This is a genomic window from Pseudomonas sp. BN102 (assembly GCF_029871245.1).
Lineage (GTDB): Bacteria > Pseudomonadota > Gammaproteobacteria > Pseudomonadales > Pseudomonadaceae > Metapseudomonas.
Map to the genome: position 1 here is coordinate 1 of NZ_SSON01000006.1, position 15,868 is coordinate 15,868.

17 protein-coding genes and 1 pseudogene are annotated in these 15,868 nt (G+C 66.3%); 3 read left to right on the forward strand and 15 right to left on the reverse strand.

The window, feature by feature from the left end; all coding sequences use genetic code 11:
- The 6 genes and pseudogenes from E8F12_RS00065 to E8F12_RS00090 all read right to left on the reverse strand — a co-directional run.
- Positions 1 to 592, reverse strand: a pseudogene (locus E8F12_RS00065) (ATP-binding protein); the annotation flags it as partial.
- Complete coding sequence (locus tag E8F12_RS00070; protein WP_280323235.1) at positions 589 to 1,758, reverse strand: Pvc16 family protein; 1,170 nt, start codon at positions 1,756 to 1,758, stop codon at positions 589 to 591. The pseudogene E8F12_RS00065 and the gene E8F12_RS00070, both read right to left, overlap by 4 nt.
- Before the next feature lie 2 nt (positions 1,759 to 1,760).
- On the reverse strand, positions 1,761 to 2,597 hold the full coding sequence (locus E8F12_RS00075) for a hypothetical protein (RefSeq protein WP_280323236.1): 837 nt from the start codon (positions 2,595 to 2,597) through the stop codon (positions 1,761 to 1,763).
- Complete coding sequence (locus E8F12_RS00080; RefSeq protein ID WP_280323237.1) at positions 2,597 to 3,331, reverse strand: hypothetical protein; 735 nt, start codon at positions 3,329 to 3,331, stop codon at positions 2,597 to 2,599. Before E8F12_RS00080 ends, E8F12_RS00075 begins: the two co-directional genes overlap by 1 nt.
- Before the next feature lie 8 nt (positions 3,332 to 3,339).
- Entirely contained in the window at positions 3,340 to 3,858 is a 519-nt protein-coding gene (locus tag E8F12_RS00085) for a phage tail protein (RefSeq protein ID WP_280323238.1), read from the reverse strand.
- A gap of 13 nt (positions 3,859 to 3,871) precedes the next feature.
- Positions 3,872 to 5,758: a phage tail sheath C-terminal domain-containing protein gene (locus E8F12_RS00090; RefSeq protein WP_280323239.1), complete on the reverse strand. Its 1,887-nt coding sequence runs from the start codon at positions 5,756 to 5,758 to the stop codon at positions 3,872 to 3,874.
- A gap of 541 nt (positions 5,759 to 6,299) precedes the next feature.
- On the opposite strand from E8F12_RS00090, the gene rfaH reads away from it, so the two are divergent.
- Positions 6,300 to 6,803: a transcription/translation regulatory transformer protein RfaH gene (gene rfaH, locus E8F12_RS00095; protein ID WP_280323240.1), complete on the forward strand. Its 504-nt coding sequence runs from the start codon at positions 6,300 to 6,302 to the stop codon at positions 6,801 to 6,803.
- Between the two features lie 390 nt (positions 6,804 to 7,193).
- Here the strand turns inward: rfaH and E8F12_RS00100 are convergent, their stop codons facing one another.
- Positions 7,194 to 7,334: a hypothetical protein gene (locus tag E8F12_RS00100; protein ID WP_280323241.1), complete on the reverse strand. Its 141-nt coding sequence runs from the start codon at positions 7,332 to 7,334 to the stop codon at positions 7,194 to 7,196.
- Positions 7,335 to 7,652: 318 nt separating this feature from the next.
- Between E8F12_RS00100 and E8F12_RS00105 the strand changes: the two genes are divergently transcribed.
- The gene (locus E8F12_RS00105) at positions 7,653 to 7,937 is read left to right on the forward strand and encodes a hypothetical protein (protein ID WP_280323242.1); all 285 of its coding nucleotides are present in this window, start codon (positions 7,653 to 7,655) and stop codon (positions 7,935 to 7,937) included.
- A 172-nt stretch (positions 7,938 to 8,109) separates the two neighbouring features.
- Here E8F12_RS00105 and E8F12_RS00110 read toward each other — a convergent pair whose 3' ends face one another.
- From E8F12_RS00110 to ribBA, 5 genes are all read right to left on the reverse strand, one after another.
- Positions 8,110 to 9,258, reverse strand: coding sequence for an ABC transporter ATP-binding protein (locus E8F12_RS00110; RefSeq protein ID WP_280323243.1), 1,149 nt, complete (start codon positions 9,256 to 9,258; stop codon positions 8,110 to 8,112).
- A gap of 17 nt (positions 9,259 to 9,275) precedes the next feature.
- Complete coding sequence (locus E8F12_RS00115) at positions 9,276 to 10,085, reverse strand: ABC transporter permease (protein WP_280323244.1); 810 nt, start codon at positions 10,083 to 10,085, stop codon at positions 9,276 to 9,278.
- A gap of 3 nt (positions 10,086 to 10,088) precedes the next feature.
- Positions 10,089 to 11,048, reverse strand: coding sequence for an ABC transporter permease (locus tag E8F12_RS00120; RefSeq protein ID WP_280323245.1), 960 nt, complete (start codon positions 11,046 to 11,048; stop codon positions 10,089 to 10,091).
- Positions 11,033 to 12,058 carry a polyamine ABC transporter substrate-binding protein gene (locus E8F12_RS00125; RefSeq protein ID WP_280323246.1) on the reverse strand — a complete coding sequence of 342 codons (1,026 nt, stop codon included), beginning with the start codon at positions 12,056 to 12,058 and terminating at the stop codon, positions 11,033 to 11,035. Before E8F12_RS00125 ends, E8F12_RS00120 begins: the two co-directional genes overlap by 16 nt.
- A gap of 358 nt (positions 12,059 to 12,416) precedes the next feature.
- Positions 12,417 to 13,526 (reverse strand): bifunctional 3,4-dihydroxy-2-butanone-4-phosphate synthase/GTP cyclohydrolase II, encoded by a 1,110-nt coding sequence (gene ribBA / locus E8F12_RS00130; RefSeq protein WP_280323248.1) that lies wholly within the window; start codon positions 13,524 to 13,526, stop codon positions 12,417 to 12,419.
- An 80-nt stretch (positions 13,527 to 13,606) separates the two neighbouring features.
- Here ribBA and E8F12_RS00135 point away from each other — a divergent pair, with 80 nt between their 5' ends.
- Positions 13,607 to 13,900 carry a DUF1330 domain-containing protein gene (locus tag E8F12_RS00135; protein WP_280323249.1) on the forward strand — a complete coding sequence of 98 codons (294 nt, stop codon included), beginning with the start codon at positions 13,607 to 13,609 and terminating at the stop codon, positions 13,898 to 13,900.
- A gap of 104 nt (positions 13,901 to 14,004) precedes the next feature.
- Here the strand turns inward: E8F12_RS00135 and E8F12_RS00140 are convergent, their stop codons facing one another.
- The 3 genes from E8F12_RS00140 to E8F12_RS00150 all read right to left on the reverse strand — a co-directional run bounded on the left by E8F12_RS00140 (position 14,005) and on the right by E8F12_RS00150 (position 15,798).
- Positions 14,005 to 14,568: an NUDIX hydrolase gene (locus tag E8F12_RS00140; protein ID WP_280323250.1), complete on the reverse strand. Its 564-nt coding sequence runs from the start codon at positions 14,566 to 14,568 to the stop codon at positions 14,005 to 14,007.
- A gap of 4 nt (positions 14,569 to 14,572) precedes the next feature.
- Positions 14,573 to 15,325 (reverse strand): GntR family transcriptional regulator, encoded by a 753-nt coding sequence (locus E8F12_RS00145; protein ID WP_280323251.1) that lies wholly within the window; start codon positions 15,323 to 15,325, stop codon positions 14,573 to 14,575.
- Positions 15,326 to 15,408: 83 nt separating this feature from the next.
- A complete protein-coding gene (locus tag E8F12_RS00150; protein WP_280323252.1) occupies positions 15,409 to 15,798 on the reverse strand; it encodes a carboxymuconolactone decarboxylase family protein in 390 nt (129 codons plus the stop codon).
- Positions 15,799 to 15,868 lie beyond the last annotated feature (70 nt).

Below are 15,868 nucleotides of genomic sequence, written 5' to 3' on the forward strand. Positions count from 1 at the left end.
CGCTGTGCCAGTCATGGGGCTGGGTCGTGGTCAGCAGGCCATGGCGCAACAGCGGGTGCGCCGGGTCGAAACAGCGCAGGAGTTCGTCCGGCGCGTCCCACAGGCGTTGCGCCAGGGCCAGGTTGGGACTGGTGCGCGACAGGTCGTTGAGGCAGCTGGCGATCACCGGCCCGGCGGCGCTGTCGATGCCCGGTAGCAGTGCCAGCGCCAGGACGAAGCGCTCCACCGGCGCCAGCTCCAACTGCCGGGCGACCCAGCCGAAGGAGCCGCGCGGCGCGCTGGCCGTATCCGGGGGTGCGGCGGCGATGCGTTCGCCGAGGTAGCGGGCGGTGACGTCTTCGGCGAAGAAGGCCCGTTTGTCGTGCTCGTAGCGCAACAGGTCGAGGGCCGCCAGGGTACTGTCCACCGTCGGCGGCCACGCGGCCTCGTCGCCACCCTGCAGCCGCCGCTCGCGCCACAGCCAGCAGATCTCGCGGCGCAGGCGCAGGGTGACCTGGGCCAGCCAGTAGCGCGCCTGGGCATCCTGGCCGTGCACGCCGGGGAGGAAGGCCACCGGGTCGGCCAGGGCCTGGACGTTGAGCGGATTGCTCATGGCACCACCACCCGCGGGCTGGCCTTGGCCTGCTGGTTGTTCACCCGCAGGATCACCCGGTAGCTGCCGGCCGGCACCGCCGCCGCGGCGCCGGGAACCACCAGGCTGTGCTGGTCGGCGGCGGTGGTGGCCTCGTCGAACAGGTGCAGGGTCACGCCATCGCTTTCGCGATAGAAGAGCACCATCAGGTCGTCGCTGTCGGTCCCCAGCAGGGTGCCTTGCAGGTGCAGGTCGCCGCCCACCAGTGCGGCGCTGTCGAGGGTCGGCAGCAGGCGCGCGGCGAGCAGGTTGCTGGAGCGGGTGCGGGTGGGCGACAGGCGCCGGCGCACCACCAGCGGCATTTCCCCGGCGGAGAGGGTGGTGCCCGAGGCGATCGGGTTGCCGGGGCTGCCTTCGGCCGTCACCACCAGCCGTTGCGGCTGGCGTTCGACCACGCTGAGCTGGACGTTGCCCAGCAGCACTTCCAGGTTGCTCGGGTTGAGGTCGTCGCCATAAAGGGTGAGGGTGGCGCCGGCTTCAAAGCGGGCGGGCTCGACCCGGTCCAGGCGCGAGCCCATGGAAGGGATCACGGCCACCTGTACGCCTTCGCGGCCGATCAGGGTCTCGGGCGTGGTGCTGTAGTCCACGCCCACCAGCAGCGCGCCGCGCGGCAGGCTGGCCGGCACTATCATCACCGGCCGCACCTGGAAGGCCACTGAAAGCCGGTAGCGCTCCTCGGCGCCCTGCATGGTCTTGGCCAGGAGGTCGGCGCCGGATTCGTCGAAGCTCAGTTTGAGCGGCTCCGGGTTGTGCTCCAGGGCCAGGCGTACGTCCATCGCCACCAGCGTGTCCAGCGGCAGGAAGCCGAGTTCGTGCAGCGCCGCCATGCCGCGCCCGAGCAGGTCGTGGGCGGCGGCGGTGTCACTGCTTTCGCCGACGTCGAAGGCGGTCAGGAGGAACTTCAGCACCAGCCACAGCGGCGGCGGTTCGCCGTCGCGCAGGGACAGGTTGCGCAGCTGCGGATCGAAGGCGGTTTCGTAGAGGAAGAGGTTGAGCTTCTCGTTGGAATCGATATTCGCCGCATCCTCGGGCTTGCCGATGGAGACATCGAAGCCGCGCCTGATCAGGTGATCCTGGATCAGGCGGGTGACCGCGCCTATGGCCTTGCCGGAATCCGCGAGGGCCATGGTCAGAGCCGCCGCAGTGCGCGGCGCGACAGGCCGCTGCGAGTGGGAGACGCGGATGCCGCCGGCTGCTGTGCGGGTGCCGCTGGCGTGGCCGGTCGGGCCAGGGTTTGCGGTGCCGGGGCCTCGACCCGCAGGTGGATGGCGCCGATGGAAATCTCCAGGAGCTCTTCGGCCTCCGAGACTTGTGCCTCGGGCTCGGCGTGGCGCCTGGCGGGTTCCGTTGCCTGGATCGGCAATGCCACTGGCGCGGGCAGCGGAGCACTGGCCGCGTCGGCGCCCAGCGGCGGCCGTGGTGGATCGAGCGGCGCGATGACCTGAGGCGGGATGGCCGCGAAGGGCGTCAGGCCGCTGTCCGGCATGTGCGCCATTGCGTGGCCGTGCATGGGCACTTGCTGCCCCGGCGGTACCAGCTGTGGGTCGCTCGCCACCCAGCGCATGGCTGCCTGGACCAGTTCGTCAGCCCGGGGACGGCGCGGCGGGTCGCCGTCCGGCATTTCGACGCCGGGTTGCCCGGACTGCGAAGTGGCTGGTGACAGGGTAGCGGGTTCTGCACGCGGTCCCGGCGCGACGGGGGCCGGCATGGCGCTGGTGGCAGGATGGCGGTCGTCGTGGCGCTGGCGGGCAGGCGCTGGCTGCGCTACCGGGGCGACGGGCGTCGATTGCTCGCTGGCGGCCACTGTGGCTCGCGTCTCCGAGCGGACGGGATGCGGCGCGGGCGCAGCGGACAGAGGCGGCGCCGGTACCTCCACGCCGAACTCCAGCGGGGCCTCCGGGGTGGGGGCGGCGCTGCTGGCGAACAGGTTGCTTGCGCGCATCAGGGCGGCGAAGTAGTCGCTCATCATGAGGCCTCGATCAGGGCAAGGTACTGGGCGCGGCGCGTGGGCGGCAGCGCCATGACCTGGGCTTCGCTCCAGCCATAGCGCGAGGCCAGGCAGTGCACCTCGCGCAGCAGCCTCCGCTGGCGCGCGGCGAGGCGCGTCAGTGCGGCGTCGTCGAGGGCGATGGGGACTTCGCTGGCAGCGCCGCAGGCCGGGCAGTCGCAGGCCACGGCCAGGGCCACCAGCGGGTCCGCCGCCGCCACGGCTGCGGAAAGCCGGGCCTCGTCCTCGTGCCGCACCTGCCCCTCCAGCAGCAGGTCGTCGAGCATCAGCCGCAAGGCCTCGGCGCGGGTGGCGGGCTGCGCGCAACGCCAGCGGCGCAGGTCGTCGCCGGTGGGGCGGCGCAGGGCCAGTTCGCTGCCCGGGTCGAGGCAGATGCGGATCGGCCCGCTGTCGTCGGCTCCGGCCAGCAATGTCGCCAGCTCGAGTTCGAACTCGAACGCCTCGGCGCAGGCCGGGCAGTGTGCGCTGAAGGGCAGCTCCTGGATGCCGTCGGTGACGGCCACCAGGCGCAGCAGGGCGGCGCTGCGCGCAGCCACCGGTTGCGCCCACCAGAACGCGGCGTCGGCGCCGGCAGCGCACTGGGCCAGCAGGTCAGTGACCAGGCGCGGCCGGTCGCGGTCGGCGAAATCCAGGTCCAGGTCCGGGAGTTCGCCGAAGGGCCGCAGGGCGATGCGCGAGGGAAGCGGGTGCATGGCTCGGCTCAGCCCGCCAGGACCGGTTCGGTGGGTTCGGAAACCTCCGGATCGCGCTCCCAGCCCTCGTTCTCGAGCTTCAGGGTCTGGATGGCGATGGCGTTGGCATTGGCGTCGAGGTCGGGCATCGCCTGGAACTCGGAGACCCAGCAGCGGTAGATCTTGTAGGCCAGCACCACCTGGCCGGCCTCGTTGTAGACCTCGAGGATCAGGTCCTTGCGGAAGTCCTTGAGACTCACCTCGGCGCCCAGCCCGGTGCCCACGTGCCAGACCTTGTTGGCCCAGGCCTCGAACTCCAGGTCGTGGGTCACGCCGCGCTCCAGGGTGATGGCCTCGTACTTGGTGCGTCCGGGGGATTTGCGCGAGGTGGAAGGGTCGCCGCCTTCGCGATGCTCGACCACTTCGGTGGTGCGCTTGAGCGCGCCGACCTTGCTCACCCCGGCGACGTAGCGACCATCCCATTTGATGCGGAATTTGAAGTTCTTGTAGGGATCGAAGCGATGGGTGTTGACGGCGAATTGGGCCATGATCCGACTCCCTTTATTGCAGATCGCCGGCGATCTGCTGGATGGTGAGGACGACGAATTCCGCCGGTTTCAGCGGGGCGAAACCGACCTGGATATTGACGATGCCGAGGTTGCGGTCGGCCTGGGTGGTGGTCTCCTTGTCGCACTTGACGAAGAAGGCTTCCTGCTGCGTCTTGCCCTGGAACGCGCCCTGGCGGAACAGGCCGTTCATGAAGACGCCGATGTTCAGGCGGATCTGCGCCCAGAGTGGCTCGTCGTTCGGTTCGAAGACCACCCACTGGGTGCCCCGGTACAGGCTCTCCTCGATGAACAGGGCGAGGCGGCGAATGGGGATGTACTTGTATTCGTCGGCCTGGGCGTCGGCGCCCTTCATCGTGCGGGCACCCCAGGAAACCCGGCCGTAGGCGGGGAAGCTGCGCAGCACGTTGACCCCCAGGGGGTTGATCTGGCCGTTCTCCAGGTCGTTGACCGGCAGGGCCAGGTCGAGTACGCCGTTGAGCACGGCATCGGTGCCGGCGGGGGCCTTCCACACGCCGCGGGTGGCGTCGGTGCGTGCATAGACCCCGGCCAGGGTGCCGGAGGGGGCCATCGCCCTTGGCCGCAGGCCGTCCAGCGGATCGACGATACGCACGGCGGGAAAGTAGGTGGCGGCGTTGCGCGACTTGGAGGCCGTACCGGCCCAGGCGCCGATGGTGGCCAGGGTGCTGTCGATCGGCGCGTCGACTATGTAGAAGGCGCGCCGGGTTTCGCAGAGGGCCGTGGCGGCGGGGATCACAAAGGCCTGCTCGAGGGCGTTCATGGTGAAGGTTTCCGGAATCGCCAGGATGTTGAACAGGTCCACATCCAACAGGGCGTGGATGCCGGTTTTGGCCAATTCGTTGCCCACTACCGCCGTGCCGTCGCCGGGAGTGCCGTCCACGCCCGGTGTCGCCGGCGCCAGGTTGCCGACCAGCGCCGGGCGGTGCTCGGCGGCGGCGGTGAATTCGCGGCCCTGGTTGACCAGCCCGAGGTGGATGGTCGCGCTGAGACCGCCGAAAGCTCCGGCGGCGATGGTTACGCTGGAGGACTCGCCGGGGACCAGGGCTTCCAGGGTCAGGTGGTCGTTGCCGGTCTCACCGTCGGCGCCGGTTTCCAGGGCCTGCAACTGGGCTGCCAGTCCCGCGTCGACTATGGCGTCGTTGGTCGAGGTGACCAGGTCCCCGATGTTGTTCCAGGGCCCGCCCTGGAGGTTCAGCAGGAAGGGGGTGGTGCCGTCCAGGGTGCCGCCTATGGTGGTGTCGGCCGGGTCGAGGGGGAAGCTGCTGATCTCGCCGCTGACCGCGCGCCCGGCGTCGAAGGTCAGGCCGCCGCTGCGGACGACGCGGATCAGGGCCGAGGCGTTGTTGATCACCGAGACGGCGTACTGCGCCGAGTTCGAGTCAAGGTTGAGGTTGCGATGGGTTTCCACCGGTACCAGGGTGGTACCGTCGGCCTGCAATTGCGAGACCACCAGGTTGAAGTCGCTGTCGGGGTTGCGTACGCCGGTGTGCTGCACGCTGAGCCGCAGGCCGTTGCCCCAGGTGCCGGGGCTGGCGGCGTTGGCTTCGAGGGCCGGGTCGCCGGCGCCGTTCTCCAGCACCCAGGCACTGGTGCCGTGACCGACCGCGACCCGCACGATCAGGGCCTGGGTCCCGCCGTTGAGGAAGAATTGCCGCACGCCGTAGGAGAGCGGACTGTCGCGGTCGAGGCCGCCGTAGCTGCGCTCGAAATCGGCGAAGCTGGTGATGGCCACAGCCTTGTCGGGCACGCCCTTGCGCGTATAGCCGACGAAGGCGGCGATGGAGGTCGCGACACCAGTAATGGTGCGTACCCCGCTGGCCTTTTCGACGATGTAGACACCGGGATAGCTGACTTGGACCATGACGCCGACTCCTTTGCGCTGTGCAGGGGACCCAGCCGGGGAGGCGCCGGGAGGCGTCCCTGGTGGACTCTTGGGTGACTCGGTTCGACTTCGGGGCAGGGCTGGAACGGTTGCCGTCGCCAGCAGGACGCTGGAGCGGCAAGGCACGGGGGGGGGAGGGGAATGATCGAGCCGCTTCCTTGTCGACCGTGCAGTTATTCAACTGGACACAATGCTACCGCCACTCGCCTTCAACAAGTTTGGCGAAAGTTTGTTTGTCTGGAACTTGTGTACTAACTTGGGATCACAATTCCATGTGCAGTAATTGATGGCAGAGTGCCTTCAATGAGTGCTGTCAGGAGACAGAAAATCAGGATAGTTCGCCATTTAAGGCGCACAGTCTTTCTGCGTGGGTGGCTGGCTCTTTCCGACCAGCGGGCAAGTTGCACGGCAAACTCCCGGGGCTGCTCCTACCATTAGTCGGCGAGCCGATTTGCCCGGCGGCGCGAAACTCAGGGAAGAACTAGCGTCAGTTAGAGATCAATTCGCGCTAGGGACGGCCATGAATAAGCACGTACTTCTCCCTGACATCGCCTGGTATCTCGTGCAATGCAAAGCACGCCAGGACGAGCGCGCGCGGGAGCACCTGCTGCGCCAGGGCTTCGACTGCTTCTGCCCGACCCTCAAGGTGGAAAGCCTCAAGGGTGGCAAGCTCAGGCGGCTCGCCCTGCCCATGTTCCCCGGCTACCTCTTCGTCCACTTCCATGCCCAGGACAACTGGACCGCATTGCGCTCAACGCGAGGCGTGACGCGGGTCGTCAGCTTCTCGGGAACGCCCTCGCGGGTGCCGGACAGTATCGTCGAACACCTCAGGCAGCGCTGCGACGAGGCGGGTGAATGCGCCGCACTGAACCCCGGGGACAGGGTTCAGGTCCGGGTCGGGCCCTATGCGGAGATGGATGCGATCTTCCTGGCCATGGACGGAGAACAACGAGTGATGCTCTTGTTGAATATCCTCAATCGCCACCAGCAAGTGAGTATTCCCATTTCCCATCTTGTAGCTTGAATAAAGATTGTTATCAGCTGGTGCTCAACATTTGTCGAGTCTTGTTTTTGGGTGTTCTTTTGTTTTTGTATGGCGTTGTGATGAAGATTGTTTGAATTTTTCTCGTGAGCTTTTTTTGACGCTCTCTGTTTGGTGCATTTATCTCACGGATTTCAGCCGGATCTTTGCAGGATCAATGCACTTGAGAGGGTTTGTGAAGTTGCCTGTGCGATCCGGATTAATTCTGCCGTCGTCGCCTGATTCTTATCCGTTCCCACTACTTTTCGCCTGTCGCCGGATTTCGTCGTAGTTGAGTTTTTCTTGTATCGGGATATCAGACTCGTCGAGGCCCTGGCGGGGCAGGGCCAATTGGCGAGTTATCTGGTGGGACAGTGAAACTTGATTGAGCGGCTATGGGCCGAAGAGGTCCAGCGGAATGGCGACTGCGGCATAGAGGGCCAGTGCCATCAGCATGCCGACGTAGATGCTGGAGGACTTGAAGAGGGGCGGGACTCTCGCCAGGACTTTCTCACGCGCATTCGGGGTAGACATATCCACCTCGCTATCGAGAAGAGCAGCACGCAGGGGCACGCCACCGGCGCAGGCACAGTTGGCGCGGTCTCGGTTCAATCCTTTTCGGCGACGCCCCCTGTGTCAATGCGCATGGCGTGCTCACCCAACGAAAGGTCGAAACCCTGGCATGGGCGGTACAGGCCCGGACGCCGGGCGTTTCCTTTGGCCAGACGTGGTCTGCGGTAGTGGATTGGCGGTGAGTTTTCGAGGGCGACGGTGGCGATTCCACCTGAACTTTCCCAGGCGGGGAGCCATCCACCAAAGGGTACGGGCTGTTCGCAACGCGAGGATCACGCCATGAAAATGCCCTGCGTCCTGGGCGCCTGCCTCTTCCTGCTGTCCCCCCTGTGGGTCCATGGCGCCTGCACCACCGACGAAGCCGCGGCCAAGTCCAAGCTGCTGGCCGCCAAGGTCAAGCAGGTCACCGAGAGTAATCCGGAGAAGGCGCGCGAGATCAACCAGGAAATGAAGGAACTGAAACCCGAGACCTCGACCAAGGCCGGCGAGGACGAATGCGCCATGTATGACAAGCGCCTGAAGGAGCTGGATGAGGCGGAGAAGAACGCCGAGGAAGCGGGTTGAGTCCCCTTTTGCATCGACGCTTCACGTAGGGTGCGCTGCGCGCACCGGCATTGGCGTCGGCGGGCTCGGTGTCAGGATTGGGCATCATATTCGGTGCGCGCGGCGCACCCTACCGTCTTGTCCGGAGTTCGGTCAGGCATCCCCTGGTGACAGGGGATGCCTGGCCATTTCCTCAATGCGCTCCGGCGCCCTTGGTCAGGTCGCTTTCGTTCCACTCCGTGTAGACGCAGGCGTCCGCCGCGGCCCAGCGGACCAGTACCGGCGCGCCCAGTTGCAGCGGTGCGGTGGAGCCGGAAAGCTCCTTGAGCGTCAGGCTGGCGCCGCTGGCGGTGGTCACGCTGCAGGTCAGGCACTCGCCGAGGAACACGGTTTCCGCAACCTTGGCCTGGATCTGGTTCCAGCCGGCGGCCAGGGGTTCCCGGGCGGCCTGGTCCGGGGTCAGCACCTGGGCCTTTTCCGGGCGGACCATCAGCACCAGGTCCTGGCCGGTGTGCAGGCCGGCGGTGGGGCGGATGGCCAGGGACTGGTTCTCGAAGCTGGCGGCGGCATTGCCCTGGGCCTTCACCTTGAGGAAGTTGGAGTTCCCCAGGAAAGAGGCGACGAAGGCATTCGGCGGGTTCTGGTAGAGGTCATAACCGCTGCCCAGGCCGACGATCCGTCCGTGGCTGAAGATGGCGATGCGCTGGGACAGGCGCATGGCTTCTTCCTGGTCGTGGGTGACGTAGACAATGGTGATGCCGAGGCGACGGTGCAGGTGGCGCAGTTCGTCCTGCAGGTCTTCGCGCAGCTTCTTGTCCAGGGCGCCCAGGGGTTCGTCCATCAGCAGGATGCGTGGCTCGTAGACCAGCGCCCGGGCGATGGCCACGCGCTGCTGCTGGCCGCCGGAGAGCTGGGCCGGACGGCGGTGGGCGAACGGGTCCAGGCGCACCAGCTTGAGCATGGCTTCGACGCGGCGCTCGCGCTCGCCGGCGGCCTGCTTGCGGATGTCCAGCGGGAAGCCGATGTTGTCGCGCACGTTGAGGTGCGGGAACAGCGAGTAGCGCTGGAACACCATGCCGATGTCGCGCTTGTGCGGCGGCACGTTCACCAGGGATTTGCCTTCCACCAGGATTTCCCCGGAGCTGGGCGTCTCGAAGCCGGCCAGCATCGACAGCGTGGTGCTCTTGCCCGAGCCGCTGGAGCCGAGGAAGGTGAGGAACTCGCCGTCCTGGATGTCCAGGGAGATGTTGTCCACGGCGGCGAAGTCGCCGTAGTGCTTGTTCAGGTTGCGCAGGCTGACCAGGGTCTTGTTTTCGCGGGTGTCTTGGATCACGGCACTCATTTCGTTTACCTCGGCGCTCAGGCGCTGACTTCGTTGCGCCGGCGCAGGGCGGCGGCGATCACCATTACCAGGACGGACAGGCCGATCAGCAGCGTCGAGGCGACGGCGATCACCGGGGTCAGGTCCTGGCGCAGGGTGGTCCACATTTTCACGGGCAGGGTCTGCAGGGTCGGGCTGGCCATCATTACGCTCAGCACCACCTCATCCCAGGAGACCAGGAAGGCAAACAGGGCGCCGGCCATCATGCCGGGGCGGATCGCCGGGAAGGTCACCTTGATCACCGCCTGCAGCCGCGAGGCCCCGCAGATCACCGCGGCATCCTCGATGGACTGATCGAACAGCTTTAGCGAGTTGATGATCGAGATGATGGTGAAGGGCAGGGCGACTATCACGTGGCTGACCACGAAGGAGAACAGCGTGCCGGTGTAGCCCAGCTTGAGGAACAGGGCGTAGACGGCCACGGCGATGATCACCAGCGGCACGATCATCGGCAGGGTGAAGAGCCCGTAGAGCATCTCCCGTCCGGGGAACTTGCCGCGCACCAGGGCGAAGGCGGTGGGCAGGCCCAGCGCCACGGAGCAAATGGTGGTCAGCACGGCGACCTTGAGGCTGGCCAGGGCCGATTCCATCCACTCGGCGTTGGAGAAGAACTGTTCGTACCACTTCAGGGTCCAGCCCGGCGGCGGGAACACCAGCCACTGGGAGGAACCGAAGGACAGCAGCACGATGAACAGGATCGGCAGCAGCAGGAAGGCCGCGATCGTCCCTGTCGTGAGGTAGAGGCCGATGCGCAGGCGCAGGCCCATGGCGTTGGGTGACAGCAGCATGGCTTACCTCGCAGTGCTCGAAGCCACCGGCGATTCCGGCTGCAGCTTCAGGTAGACGTAGAACAGCGCCAGGGTGATGGCGATCAGCAGCGCGGCGGCGGCGCTGGCCAGGCCCCAGTTGAGGAAGGACTGCACCTGCTGGACGATGAACTCCGGCAGCATCATGTTCTGCGCGCCGCCCAGCAGGGCCGGGGTGACGTAGTAACCCAGGGACATGACGAAGACCATCAGGCCGCCGGAGAACAGGCCAGGCCGGCACAGCGGCAGGAACACCTTGAAGAAGTTGGTCCAGGGGCTGGCGCCGCAGATGGAGCCGGCCTGCAGCACCATGGGGTCGATGGCCGACATGGTCGCCTGCAGCGGCAGCACGATGAAGGGGATCATGATGTAGCTCATGCCGATCACCACGCCTGTGAGGTTGTGCACCATCTCCAGCGGCTGGTCGATGATGCCCAGCGCCATCAGCGCCTTGTTGATCACGCCGGAGGCCTGCAGCAGCACCAGCCAGGAGTAGGTGCGCGCCAGCAGGCTGGTCCACATCGACAGCAGCACGATGTTCAGCAGCCAGCGGCCCCAACCGCGCGGCACCAGGGTGATCACCCAGGCCAGGGGGAAGCCCAGCAGCAGGCTGATCAGGGTCACCAGGCCGCCGACGGCGAAGGTGTTGAACAGCACGCGGGCATAGGCCGAGTTGGCGAACAGCTGCTCGTAGTTGCCCAGGCCCGGCGTGGGTTCCAGCACGCCGCGCAGCAGCAGGCCGATCAGCGGCGCGAGGAAGAACAGGCCGAGGAACAGCAGGGCCGGGATCAGGTTGCGGGCGCCGCGCCAGCGCAGCGCGGCCTGGTTGTCTTGCTTCATCGGCACAGCCTTGGACTGGAGGTTGCCGGAAGCGCGGGATGCGCTTCCGGTGGCCTTGGCCGGCGAGTTGGGCTGGATGGCGGCCATCTTCACTTGACCAGCCATTCGTTCCACCGAGCCGCGATAGCCTGGCCGTTCTTGGCCCAGTACGCGTAGTCGAGGGTGATCTGATCCTTAGCGTAGGCGGTGGGCAGGTTGGGGGCGAGGTCGCCCTTGAGCTGGCCGACGCTGTCGACGTTCACCGGGGCATAGGCGGTGAGGTTGGCGAAATCGGCCTGGCCCTTGGCGCTGCTGGCGTTGGCCAGGAACTTCATGGCCGCCTCCTTGTTCTTGGCGCCCTTGGGAATGACCAGGAAATCGGCCATGACCAGGTTCTGCTTCCAGCTCACGCCGACCGGCGCGCCATCCTGCTGCAGGGCATAGACGCGGCCGTTCCAGAACTGGCCCAGGCTGGCTTCGCCGGAGGCGAGCAGTTGCTGGGACTGGGCGCCGCCGCCCCACCAGACGATGTCCTGCTTGATGGTGTCGAGCTTCTTGAAGGCGCGGTCCAGGTCCAGCGGGTAGAGCTTGTCGGCCGGTACGCCGTCGGCCAGCAGGGCCAGTTCCAGCACGCCGGGGCTCGGCCATTTGTAGAGGGCGCGCTTGCCCGGGTAGTTGGCGGTGTCGAAAAGGGCGGTCCAGTCCTGCGGGGTCTTGCCGCCGACCTTGCCCTGGTTGTAGCCCAGCACGAAGGAGAAGTAGAAGGAGCCGACGCCGTGGTCGGAGACGAAGCGCGGATCGATCTTGTCGCGCTGGATCACGTTGAAGTCCAGGGGCTCGAGCAGGCCTTCGCTGGCAGCGCGCAGGGCGAAGTCGGCTTCGACGTCGACCACGTCCCACTGCACGTTGCCGCTCTCGACCATGGCCTTGAGCTTGCCGTAGTCGGTGGGGCCGTCCTGCACCACGCGGATGCCGCTGGCCTCGCTGAAGGGCTCGGCCCAGGCCTGCTTCTGTGCGTCCTGGGTGGTGCCACCCCAGCTGACGAAGCTGATGTTTTCGGCGGCGATGGCGGCGGTGCCGGTCGCGGCCAGGAATGCTGCGGCGAGTACCGCGGTAGCGCGTTTCTTAAACACCATCTTGCTTGCCCTCATTGTTGTGTTTGTACGCAAGCGGGCTTGCCTTACCCGCTTATCAGGAGCAGGGGCCCCGTGGGGCCATCAAGGGCGGCCGGGCCGGGAGGCAGTTCCCGGGAAATATCTCGGCCTACGGAATGTCATATTATGGTATTCCAAACTTTCTGCAAGTACTCCGCCTTGCCGGTTGTCGCCGTGCCGCTAATTGCCTGGAGGTGATGGAGAGTGGTGGTGCCTTCTTGTAGGGGGGAATTCATTCAAAAAGCAGGCCGAAGGGCTGCCCCTGCAAGGCCAAGGGGGCTGCTGCGCAGCCCTTGGCGAATAAATTCGCCCCTACAGGAAATGGACCGGGCAGGCGGGGTTAGCCCTCGAACGGAATGGTCTCCACCACTTCCAGGTCGTAGCCGGTCAGGCCGGCGTATTTCAGCGGCGCGCCCAGGTGGCGCAGCTTGCCGACGCCCAGGTCCTGGAGGATCTGCGCACCGGTGCCGACTTCGGAATAGATGCGCGACTGCGAGCGGGTGAACTGGCGGCGCGGCTGGGTGAGTTGCGGCACGCGCTCCAGCAGGGCCTGGGAGGTTTCGTTGTTGGCCAGCACCACCACCACGCCGTGGCCGGCCTCGGCGACTTTCTCCAGCGCGGCCCAGAGGGTCCAGTTCTTCGGCCCGGTGTATTCGGCGCCGACCAGGTCGCGCAGCGGGTCGATCACATGCACCCGCACCAGGGTCGGTTCGTCGCGGCGGATGTCGCCCATCACCATGGCCATGTGCACGCCGCCCTCGATGCGGTCCTCGAAGGTGACCAGGCGGAAGGTGCCGTGCACCGTGGGCAGTTCGCGCTCGCCGATGCGGGTGACCGTGTGCTCGGTACTGAGGCGGTAGTGGATCAGGTCGGCGATGGTGCCGATCTTGATCCCGTGCTTCTCGGCGAAGGCTTCCAGGTCCGGTCGGCGGGCCATGCTGCCGTCGTCGTTCATCACCTCGACTATCACCGCCGCCGGGCTGAAGCCGGCCAGGCGAGCCAGGTCGCAGCCGGCTTCGGTGTGCCCGGCGCGGGTCAGCACGCCACCTTCGCGAGCGCGCAGGGGGAAGATGTGGCCGGGTTGCACCAGGTCGTCGGCGCAAGCTTCCGGAGCGACGGCGGTGAGTACGGTATGGGCGCGGTCGGCGGCGGAAATGCCGGTGGTCACGCCGCTGGCGGCCTCGATGGAGACGGTGAAGGCGGTGGCGAAGGCGCTGCCGTTGGCGGGCACCATCTGCTCCAGACCGAGGCGCTGGCAGTGCTCGTCGGTCAGGGTCAGGCAGATCAGGCCGCGGGCTTCGCGGGCCATGAAGTTGATCGCTTCGGGCGTGCACATTTCCGCCGCCAGGAGCAGGTCGCCCTCGTTCTCGCGGTCCTCGTCGTCGACCAGCAGGACCATCCTGCCCTGGCGGAAGTCTTCGATGATTTCTTCGATGCGATTGAACGGCATGGTGCGGTACCTGGCTGGATTGAAGGATAGGTAATCTGGTATACCATAATACCAATTTAGCCGAAACAGCAGAGGTCAGCATGAAGGCTTACTGGATCGCCCACGTCGATGTGACGGACCCGGAGCGCTACAGCGAATACACCCGTCACGCACCGGCCGCTTTTGCCAGGTATGGCGGCAAGGTCCTCGCTCGGGGCGGCCGCTCCGAGGCGCTGGAGGGACGGGAGACGCCGCAGCGCAGCGTGGTGATCGAGTTCACCTCCTACGAGCAGGCGCTGGCGTGCTACCGCTCGGCGGAGTACCAAGAAGCCTGCGGCTATCGCCAGGGCGTGGCGCGGGCGGAGGTGATCATCGTGGAGGGGGTGGAGCCGTAGGGACGCTCGTAGGTTGGCGCCGAGGAACGAGGCCCAACGCACGGAGCTGGAGTCCTGGTCGTTGGGCTTCGCTTCGCTCAGCGCCAACCTACAGGAACGCCAACCTACCGGATGAAGTGAATCTTCCCGGTATCGTCATTGCCCATGTAGATGCCATACACCCCGGCCTGGCGTTCCTCGATATAGCGTTCGAGGATCTGCCGGATGGCGGGATAGTAGATGGCGTCCCAGGGAATCTCCTCCGGGGCGAAGAAGCGGTAGGCGAGGGTTTCCGGGCCATGCTGGCCGGTCACTTCCAGGGCGGTGGCGCGGAAGATGATGTAGACCTCGCTGATCTTTGGCACGCTGAAGATGGAGTAGGGCGAGACGATCTCGGCGCGCACGCCGCTCTCTTCCCAGACTTCGCGCAGCGCCGCCTCTTCGGTGGTCTCGCCGTTCTCCATGAAGCCGGCGGGGAGGGTCCAGGTGCCGGGGCGCGGTGGGATGGCGCGCTGGCACAGCAGGTATTTGCCGTCCTGCTCGATGATGCAGCCGGCGATGACCTTCGGGTTTTCGTAGTGGATGTAGCCGCAGCCCGCGCAGACCAGCCGTTCGTGGGTGTCCCCGGCAGGGCGCTGGCGGCTCAGGCCACCGCTGCCGCAGCTGGGACAGAAGCGCGGGGCGGGCATCTCGTCAGCGCCCTATGCGTGGCTCTTTGAGGGCGATGGGCGTGGCGATGTCGCGCACCTTGCCCGGTTCGTCCTGCTTGGACTTGAGGTAGTCCAGGGCCACTTTGGCGGCGGCGCGGACGTGGTCCACCGAGGCCTGGTGGGCGGCCAGGGGGTCGCCGCTCTTGATGGCCTCGACCATGCGCTCCATTTCCTTGTTGCTGGCGCCACGGCGGTTCGCCTGTGACACCGAGGTGGCGCGCAGGTAGCTGATGCGTGCCTGCAGCTGGCGCAACTGGGTGGCGGCAATGTGGTTGCCGGAGCCTTCCAGCAGCACGTCGTAGAAGCCCTGCACGGATTCCAGCACCTGCTGCAGCTCGCCTTCTTCGAGGGACTTGCGGTTTTCTTCGAGGGCGCGCTCCAGGGCGCGGATGTCCTTGGCCTTGGCGTTGAGGGTGAAGAGCTGGACGATCAGGCCTTCGAGCACGCAGCGCAGCTCGTAGATGTCGCAGGCGTCTTCCAGGGTGATGATGGCCACGCGCGGACCCTTGGCGTCGGCGAACTCCACCAGGCCCTCGGATTCCAGGTGGCGCAGGGCCTCGCGCACCGAGGTGCGGCTGACGCCGAGGCGGTCGCAGAGGTCGCGCTCAACCAGGCGGTCGCCGGGAAGCAACTGGAAGTTCAGGATGGCGCCCCGCAGCTTGTCGAGGACGATCTCGCGCAGGGTGACGGGGTTGCGATTGACCTTGAAGCTGTCATCGAGGGGCAAGCGTTTCATGTGGTCCGCTCTGGTTATGGCTGTCCGTAGAAAAACAACGAAGGAGCACCACCGGATGCTCCCTCGTCAGTTCTTGCTGGCGCTCAATCCTGGGCCTCAGCGTCGGCCTCGGCGAAGGCTTCGCGGGCGATGCGGAAGCTGTCCACCGCTGCCGGTACACCGCAGTAGATGCCGACTTGCAGCAGGATCTCGCGGATCTGCTCGCGGCTAAGGCCATTGCGCAGCGCGCCACGAACATGAAGCTTCAATTCGTGGGGGCGGTTGAGCGCCGAAATCATGGCCAAGTTTATCATGCTGCGTTCCTTCAGCGATAAGCCGTCCCGGCCCCAGACGTGGCCCCAGCAGTATTCGGTGACCAGTTCCTGAAGTGGGCGGGTGAAATCGTCGGCGTTCTGGATCGACTTGTTCACATAGGCCTCGCCCAGCACCTGGGTTCGAATCTCCAGGCCCCTGGCGTACTTGTCGTTGCTCATGAAGGGCTACTCCTGTTCGGTGACTCCAGCAATAAAAAAGGGCCGCTGCCGAGAGTGGCGACGGGCGGCC

Excerpts from the sequence above, each read along its gene's own strand:
- E8F12_RS00105 (WP_280323242.1), top strand. The coding sequence starts at position 7,653 with ATGAAAATGCCCTGCGTCCTGGGCGCCTGCCTCTTCCTGCTGTCCCCC.
- E8F12_RS00145 (WP_280323251.1), bottom strand. The coding sequence starts at position 15,325 with ATGAAACGCTTGCCCCTCGATGACAGCTTCAAGGTCAATCGCAACCCC.
- E8F12_RS00150 (WP_280323252.1), bottom strand. The coding sequence starts at position 15,798 with ATGAGCAACGACAAGTACGCCAGGGGCCTGGAGATTCGAACCCAGGTG.
- E8F12_RS00090 (WP_280323239.1), bottom strand. The coding sequence starts at position 5,758 with ATGGTCCAAGTCAGCTATCCCGGTGTCTACATCGTCGAAAAGGCCAGC.
- E8F12_RS00070 (WP_280323235.1), bottom strand. The coding sequence starts at position 1,758 with ATGGCCCTCGCGGATTCCGGCAAGGCCATAGGCGCGGTCACCCGCCTG.
- E8F12_RS00135 (WP_280323249.1), top strand. The coding sequence starts at position 13,607 with ATGAAGGCTTACTGGATCGCCCACGTCGATGTGACGGACCCGGAGCGC.
- E8F12_RS00085 (WP_280323238.1), bottom strand. The coding sequence starts at position 3,858 with ATGGCCCAATTCGCCGTCAACACCCATCGCTTCGATCCCTACAAGAAC.
- E8F12_RS00125 (WP_280323246.1), bottom strand. The coding sequence starts at position 12,058 with ATGGTGTTTAAGAAACGCGCTACCGCGGTACTCGCCGCAGCATTCCTG.
- E8F12_RS00100 (WP_280323241.1), bottom strand. The coding sequence starts at position 7,334 with ATGTCTACCCCGAATGCGCGTGAGAAAGTCCTGGCGAGAGTCCCGCCC.
- E8F12_RS00075 (WP_280323236.1), bottom strand. The coding sequence starts at position 2,597 with ATGAGCGACTACTTCGCCGCCCTGATGCGCGCAAGCAACCTGTTCGCC.
- E8F12_RS00110 (WP_280323243.1), bottom strand. The coding sequence starts at position 9,258 with ATGAGTGCCGTGATCCAAGACACCCGCGAAAACAAGACCCTGGTCAGC.
- E8F12_RS00080 (WP_280323237.1), bottom strand. The coding sequence starts at position 3,331 with ATGCACCCGCTTCCCTCGCGCATCGCCCTGCGGCCCTTCGGCGAACTC.
- rfaH (WP_280323240.1), top strand. The coding sequence starts at position 6,300 with ATGAATAAGCACGTACTTCTCCCTGACATCGCCTGGTATCTCGTGCAA.
- E8F12_RS00120 (WP_280323245.1), bottom strand. The coding sequence starts at position 11,048 with ATGGCTGGTCAAGTGAAGATGGCCGCCATCCAGCCCAACTCGCCGGCC.
- ribBA (WP_280323248.1), bottom strand. The coding sequence starts at position 13,526 with ATGCCGTTCAATCGCATCGAAGAAATCATCGAAGACTTCCGCCAGGGC.
- E8F12_RS00140 (WP_280323250.1), bottom strand. The coding sequence starts at position 14,568 with ATGCCCGCCCCGCGCTTCTGTCCCAGCTGCGGCAGCGGTGGCCTGAGC.
- E8F12_RS00115 (WP_280323244.1), bottom strand. The coding sequence starts at position 10,085 with ATGCTGCTGTCACCCAACGCCATGGGCCTGCGCCTGCGCATCGGCCTC.